A 6,892-nucleotide genomic window follows, 5' to 3' on the forward strand; every position below is an offset into this window, starting at 1 on the left:
TCGGCCAGGACCTCACCCGATCAGGCATCAACCTCGCAGGATCAGGCAATCCGCTCAGACATGCCGGCCCTATACTGCGGAGTGTTCCGACAAAGTACCGAGGGTTCCCCGCCTTGAAACGTCATCCGCTGCTGCGTGCTCCCATCGCCGACCACGGGCATTCGCCCCAGTCCAGGGATGGGCGTTTCCACAACCTCACCCCGCGCCCGGCGAACATGCCTGAGCCCGATGCCAAGGTGCTGTGGAATTTTCTCTTCAACAAACCCGCCAACACTGTGCCGAAGGCCGCCGTGCCGGTGCGCCGCCTGACCCGGGCGGAACTGGACGCGGCGCCGGACGCCAGCCTTTATCGCCTCGGCCATTCCACCGTGCTGTTCAAGCTGCAAGGCGGCTGGTGGCTGACCGATCCGGTGTTCGGCAAGCGTGCGTCGCCGCTGCCGTTCGCCGGCCCCAAGCGGTTTCACCAGCCGCCGCTGAGCCTGGATGAGCTGCCGCCGATCCGCGGGGTGATCCTGTCCCACGACCATTACGACCACCTCGACCGCGCCACCATCAAGGCCCTGGCGCCGAAAGTGGAACTGTTCGTCATGCCGCTGGGCGTGGGCGACCGGCTGCTGGCCTGGGGCGTGCCGGCGTCGAAGGTGCGCCAGTTCGATTGGTGGCAGGGCATCGAGGTGGACGGCCTGCGCCTGACCGCCACGCCCGCCCAGCATTTTTCCGGACGCGGCCTGCGCGACGGCAACCGCACGCTGTGGTGCTCATGGGTGATCGAAGCGCCGCACCTGCGCATGTTCTTCAGCGGCGACACCGGTTACTTCGACGGTTTCGCCGAGATCGGCCGGCGCTTCGGGCCGTTCGACCTCACGTTGATGGAAACCGGTGCCTATAACGAGCACTGGCCGTACGTGCACATGCACCCGCGCCAGACGGTGCAGGCCCATGTCGACCTGGGCGGGCGCTGGCTGCTGCCGATTCACAACGGCACCTTCGACCTGTCGATGCACGCCTGGTACGAGCCGTTCGAAAGCGTACTGGAGTGGGCGGGCGAGCAGGGCGTCAGCGTGGCTACGCCGAGCATGGGTGAACGCATCGACCTGCGTGCGCCGCAGACCGGCGAGCGCTGGTGGCGCGAGGTAGTGGCGCAGGAGCAGGGCGATGCGGGCAAAGGCCGGCAATGCCGCTGGCGTTTGCGCGGGGCGTAGTGACGGCTACTTCCTTGGCGTGAGCCGGTGCGACATGAACTGGTGCGCCGGGGAAAACAGCCGGTTGAAGGTCATCAGCACCGCGCACACGGTGCCCAGCGCCGAGGCGGCAGCGATCAGGAACATGATTACGATCTGATAGCGCACCGCTTCCGCCGGGCTTTGTCCGGCGAGGATCTGCCCGGTCATCATGCCGGGCAGGCTGACGATGCCGACCACGGTCATCTGGTTGAGGGTCGGCATCATCCCGGCTTTCACCGCTTGGACGGCGGCGGCCTGCGCCGCTTCCCATCGGGTTCCGCCCAGGGCCAGAACCATTTCCACCACGTCGCGACGGGCGCTCAGCTCCCGCGTCATGCGGTCGAGCCCCAATGAAACGGCGGTCAAGGTGTTGCCCAGCACCATCCCGAGGATCGGGATCGCGTACTGCGGTTCGTACCAGGGCCGCACCCGCAACACCACGAACAGCCCCAGCGCGGTGACCAGCCAGGAACTGAGCCCTACTGCCACGACGCTGTCGGTCAGCAGCCCGGCATGCCGCTGTTTGCCGCGCCCGGCGGCGGAAATACCGGCAATCAGGGTCATGGCCAGCATCAGCGGCAGCACCACATACCAATGCGCGGACTGGAACACCCAGCCCAGCACATAACCGATCGCCAGCAACTGCACGACGGTACGCACTGCTGCCAGGAGCAATTGCCGCTCCAGTTGCAGTTTCAGCAGCACGGACAGCAGGCCGTTGATCAGGATCAGCGCGGAGGCGATGCCCAGGTCGGTGTAGGAAAGTGTCTGGTAGTTCATGCGGGCTTCTCGTTCAGCAATACGCCTTGATCCATGCTCAGCCAGCGGCTGCTCATGCGCCGGGCTTGCTCCTGATCATGGGTGACCCAGATGTAGCCGCAGGCTTCGGGGTGTTGCTCGAACCACTGCACCACCAGCGTTTCCACTGCGGCGGCCGATTGCGGATCGAGCGCCGAGGTGGGCTCGTCGAGCAGCAGGACCTGAGGCGCCAGCAACAATACCCGGACCAGCGCCACGATCTGCGCTTCACCGCCCGACAGGTCGGCGGCCTGCTTGTCCAGAAAGCCGGCGTTCTTTCCCGCCTGCACCAACAGGCGTTCCGCGATGCCGATATCGAAGGTGCGTTCGCGCAACGCTTTCAACGTGAACGGGAAGCGCAGGTTGTCCGCGACAGTTCCTTCCACCAGCGCGGCACGTTGGGCCAGGTAACAGACCTGAGTGCGAAAGCGCGGGATGTCCTGCGCCAGTACCGCCTGGTTCATCCAGGTGAGGCTGCCGTCGGCGGGCGCGTCCAGCAGCGCCAACGCTCTCAGCAACAGGCTTTTTCCCGAGCCGGAACTGCCGGTGATGACCACGCGTTCGCCTGCCCGCAGGGAGAAATCGACAGGGTTGAGCAGCGCCGCATGGGTTGTCGGGTCGACACGGCTGAGGCGCAGGGCTTCAAGCAGGATCGGCGCGGATCCCGGAGCGCAATGGGGTGGTGACACAGGCGTTCCTCAGGTATCCGGCGGGTCATTCAGTTTGTCTTCAACACGGGCGATCTGTCGATTGCAGGCGGGGCGCGGTTAACTTAGTATTGCAAACCATTATCACTTACAACAATTAAAGCCTCCTATGAGCGAAGTTGTGGTCGCCCCCAGCAATCACCTGCGAAATATCGAAGAGCTCTACAGCGGGCATCATGGATGGCTTTATGCCCGGTTGCACCGCAAGTTGGGTAATGCGCTGGATGCGGCCGATCTGGTGCAGGACACCTTCGCCCGGATCCTGGCGTCCAACGTCTCGGTGTTCGACGAGCCGCGGGCTTATCTGAGTTGTGTTGCCGGCGGCATTCTCGCCAACTGGTGCCAGCGAAAATCCCTGGAACGCGCCTATCTGGCCGCCCTGGCGCAGCTTCCCGCGCCCGAGGTGCCCTCGCCGGAGTCGCGCTTGCTGGTGTTGGAAACCCTGCATGAAATCGATGCCATGCTCGACACGCTGCCGCCACTGGTCAGACGCGCTTTCCTGCTGTCGCAACTGACCGGCATGAAATACGAAGCCATCGCCAGCGAACTCGGCGTGTCGCTGATTACCGTCAAGCGCTACATGAAACAGGCCTTCCTCAAGTGCCTGGCGCTGGTGAACTGAATGACCGAGACAGCTTCTGCAGCGCAGATCAGCCCGCAAGCACTGGAAGAAGCCGCCGAGTGGCTGATGTGCATGGGCGAGGGCGACGTCTCCGAGGCGGAGCAAGCCGCCTGGCGCGTCTGGCGCAGCAGCAGCCCGGACCGCGAGCGCGCCTGGCAACGGGCGGAGTTGCTGATGGGCAAGCTGGGCGGCCTGCCGCCGACGCTGGCGATGTCTGCGCTGGATCGTCCGGGCAACCCGGGACGCCGCGCCGTCATCACCCGTCTGGCGATGTTCCTGGCACTGGCGCCGGCCAGTTGGCTGGGCTTCAACCTGAGCGAACGGCAGGGCTGGATGGCCGATTACCGTGCGGCCATCGGCGAGTGCCGCGAGATCATCCTGGTCGACGGCACGCAGGTCTTTCTCAACACCGACTCGGCAATCGACGTGCGCTTCGATCCCGATCAGCGTCTCATCCGACTGGTTCGCGGCGAGATCCTGGTGCAGACGGCGGCGGACAGCGCGGTTCCGGCCCGGCCGTTGCGCGTCGCGACCAGCGAAGGCCGGATGCAGGCGCTGGGCACGCGGTTCTCGGTTCGCGAGCGGGCGGGGCGCACCTACCTGGCCGTGCTGGAGGGCGCGATCCGGGTGGAGGCGGGCAGCGCCGCCGTTGTTACGCCGCTGGTGGTCAGGGCTGGTGAAAAAACCGACTTCGACGCCCGCGCGACCGCACCGGTGAGCCGGGTGGACGAAACCGTCACGGCCTGGACCCAGGGCATGCTCCTGGCCGACAAGATGCGCCTGGAAGATTTCGCTGCGGAACTGGCGCGCTACGGCCGCGGCTTCGTGCGCTGCGACCCGGCGATTGCCGACCTGCTGGTGTCGGGCGCTTACCCGATCAATGACCGGCGTCGGACGTTGAACATGCTCGCAGCTACCTATTCGATTTCGGTGACGGAGCATATGAGCGGGTACTGGACTTTGTTGGCGGCACGTTGAGCATCGCGAAAAAGCCACGCTGTGTGAACCTGTAGGAGCGAGCTCGCTCGCGAAAGGCGCCGAACCGTCGCGAAGGACGCCAATATTTTTTTGCTACGGCCTGATACTTTTTTCCGCCTCGGCTGGCAGAGGAAGTGAAACCACCTCTTTCCCAGTCAAAAGGATCTTCTTGTCATGCCTGTTGCAAGTCGCCTCCGCGCCGAATGCACGTTAACGATGGCCGTCCGTACCGCCCTGCTGAGTGTTGCCCTGGTCACGGCAAGCACCAGCGCCTGGGCGGCTACGTCCCAGCAACCGGACAGCGTGGCCAGCAAGGCCTACGACATTCCGGCCGGACCACTGGGCCGGGTGCTGTCCAGCTTCGCGGTGAAATCGGGGATGGCCTTGTCGTTCGAGCCCGCGCTGACGGAAGGACTGCACAGCCCAGGCCTCACGGGTAGCTACTCGGCTGGCGAAGGCATTGCCCAACTGCTGGCGGGCAGCGGCCTGGAGCTGGTGGAACTCGGTGATGGCAGCTTCATGCTGATCAAGCAGCCTGCGGCCGGCGACGGTGGACTCACACTCGCCGCAACCAGCGTCGATGCGTCGAGCCTGCGTCTCGGCGGCCTGCCCGAGGCCTTCGCCGGTGATCAGGTGGCCCGCGGCGGCCGGGTCGGGATGCTGGGCAACAAGGATGTGATGGACACGCCATTCAACGTCACCAGCTACACCGCCAAGACCCTTGCCGACCTGCAGACTGTAACCGTCGCCGACGCCCTGGAGCGTGATCCATCGGTTCGCTCCACCGGCCAGGCGGGCGGCATTGTCGACTCGTTCTTCATTCGCGGCTTCCCGGTGGGCGAGGGCAATCTTGGCGAACTGGCCTTCGACGGTGTCTATGGCGTGGCGCCCAATTACCGGGTGTTCACCGAGTACGCCGAACGGATCGAGGTGCTCAAGGGGCCGGGCGCGCTGATGTATGGCATTTCACCCAACAGCGGCGTCGGCGGCGTGATCAATATCGTGCCGAAACGGGCGCTGGCCGAGGACCTGACGCGCTTTACCGCCAGCTACGCCGCCAACACCCAACTGGGCGGCCATATCGATGTCAGCCGTCGTTTCGGTGATGAGAAACAGTGGGGCGTGCGCTTCAACGGCAGCATGGCCCAGGGCGACACGGCCATCGAAGACCAGCAGCGTGCACTGGATATCGGCGCCATCGCCCTGGACTATCAAGGCGAACGGCTGCGTTTGAACCTGGATTTCCTCAGCCAGAAAGAGAAGTGGGACGCCTCATCGCGACCGTTCACGGTGGCGGCCGGCGTCAAGGTGCCGTCGGCGCCGAATGGCCGGACCAACCTGCCGCAGGACTGGGGCTGGTCCAACACCCGGGAGCAGTCCGCGCTGGTCGGCGGGGAATATGACCTGAGCGATGCAGTGACGGTGTTCGCCCATGCTGGCGGCGGTCGAGCCGATGTCAAACGCATGTCCGACCAGGTGCCAAGGATCCTTAGCGAGGACGGCACTATCAGCAATACGCCGGGCTACTACAAATTCAACGTTGATCGCTCGACCGTCGATGTCGGGATGCGGGCCTTGTTCGAAACGGGCCCGGTCAGCCATACCACCACCGTCATGGCCACCCGGTATCAGGATGAACTGAGCCGAGGCATCAACAACGGCACGGAAATCGTCTCGAACATCTACCACCCGGTGGATGTGCCCAGGCAATACATCGCCGCGCCGAAGGTTTTGCGGATTTCCGAGTCGGAGCTGTCCGGCGTTGCCGTCACCGATACCCTGTCTGTTCTCGACGACCGCCTGCAACTGACCCTGGGTGTGCGCCGGCAAGCCATCGAGTCACGCAACTACGCCGCCACCGGCGCGGTGACTTCCCGTTACGACGACAGCGCGACGACCCCGGTGGTGGGCCTGGTCGTCAAACCCTGGGAAAACGTTTCGTTCTACTACAACTACGTCGAAGGACTGAGCAAAGGCGACGTCGCGCCCGCCACTGCGGCCAACGCCGGGCAGGCGTTCGCGCCCTATGAGTCCAAGCAGCAGGAACTGGGCGTGAAGGTAGAGAGGGACTCCTTCATGGCCAGCCTGTCGGTGTTCCAGATCGAGAAACCCAGCGGCGAGCTGGGTGCGGGCAATGCGTTTTCGGTGCAGGCCGAACAGCGCAACCGTGGTGTCGAGCTGAGCCTGTTCGGCGAAGTGGCGCCGGGTACTCGTCTGCTTGGCGGCGTCACGTTGCTTGATGGCGAACTGACCGACTCGGCCACGGCCAGCAACCGTGGCAACGACCCTGTAGGCGTGCCCGATGTGCAGGCCAACATCTGGGCCGAATGGGACACCCCGGCAATCGAAGGATTCACCCTGACGGGTGGCGCAATCTATACCGGCAGCCAGTACATCAACCAGGCCAACACCCAGGAACTGGACGCCTGGACCCGCGTCGACCTCGGCGCCCGCTACGCCACCCGCATCGAAGGCCGGCCCACTACCTTCCGCGCCACCGTGCAGAACGTCTTCGACCGGGAATACTGGTCGGGCGTAGCGTCCTATGGCGCGATCTCGCCGGG

The 6,892-nt window shown here is 64.8% G+C and carries 6 protein-coding genes; 4 read left to right on the forward strand and 2 right to left on the reverse strand.

Annotated features, from left to right (window positions below; genetic code table 11):
- Nucleotides 1-113 precede the first annotated feature (113 nt).
- Complete coding sequence (locus NTD88_RS27605; protein WP_262153349.1) at nucleotides 114-1,202, forward strand: MBL fold metallo-hydrolase; 1,089 nt, start codon at nucleotides 114-116, stop codon at nucleotides 1,200-1,202.
- 6 nt (nucleotides 1,203-1,208) lie between these two features.
- On the opposite strand, the gene NTD88_RS27610 is transcribed toward NTD88_RS27605, so the two are convergent.
- Entirely contained in the window at nucleotides 1,209-2,003 is a 795-nt protein-coding gene (locus NTD88_RS27610; RefSeq protein ID WP_095158484.1) for an ABC transporter permease, read from the reverse strand.
- A complete protein-coding gene (locus tag NTD88_RS27615) occupies nucleotides 2,000-2,710 on the reverse strand; it encodes an ATP-binding cassette domain-containing protein (RefSeq protein WP_256587836.1) in 711 nt (236 codons plus the stop codon). The genes NTD88_RS27610 and NTD88_RS27615 overlap by 4 nt, the downstream gene beginning before the upstream one ends.
- Nucleotides 2,711-2,837: 127 nt before the next feature.
- On the opposite strand from NTD88_RS27615, the gene NTD88_RS27620 reads away from it, so the two are divergent.
- The 3 genes from NTD88_RS27620 to NTD88_RS27630 form a co-directional block, all read left to right on the forward strand.
- The gene (locus NTD88_RS27620; protein WP_095158485.1) at nucleotides 2,838-3,350 is read left to right on the forward strand and encodes a sigma-70 family RNA polymerase sigma factor; all 513 of its coding nucleotides are present in this window, start codon (nucleotides 2,838-2,840) and stop codon (nucleotides 3,348-3,350) included.
- Nucleotides 3,351-4,328, forward strand: a complete 978-nt coding sequence (locus NTD88_RS27625; protein ID WP_262153350.1) for a FecR domain-containing protein — start codon at nucleotides 3,351-3,353, stop codon at nucleotides 4,326-4,328.
- Nucleotides 4,329-4,502: 174 nt separating this feature from the next.
- The coding region (locus NTD88_RS27630) for a TonB-dependent receptor (protein WP_262191780.1) at nucleotides 4,503-6,892 on the forward strand (2,390 nt) is incomplete at its 3' end.

The sequence above is a fragment of the Pseudomonas sp. 20P_3.2_Bac5 genome, assembly GCF_025466035.1.
Taxonomy (GTDB): Bacteria; Pseudomonadota; Gammaproteobacteria; order Pseudomonadales; family Pseudomonadaceae; genus Aquipseudomonas.

Excerpts from the sequence above, each read along its gene's own strand:
- NTD88_RS27610 (WP_095158484.1), bottom strand. The coding sequence starts at position 2,003 with ATGAACTACCAGACACTTTCCTACACCGACCTGGGCATCGCCTCCGCG.
- NTD88_RS27620 (WP_095158485.1), top strand. The coding sequence starts at position 2,838 with ATGAGCGAAGTTGTGGTCGCCCCCAGCAATCACCTGCGAAATATCGAA.
- NTD88_RS27625 (WP_262153350.1), top strand. The coding sequence starts at position 3,351 with ATGACCGAGACAGCTTCTGCAGCGCAGATCAGCCCGCAAGCACTGGAA.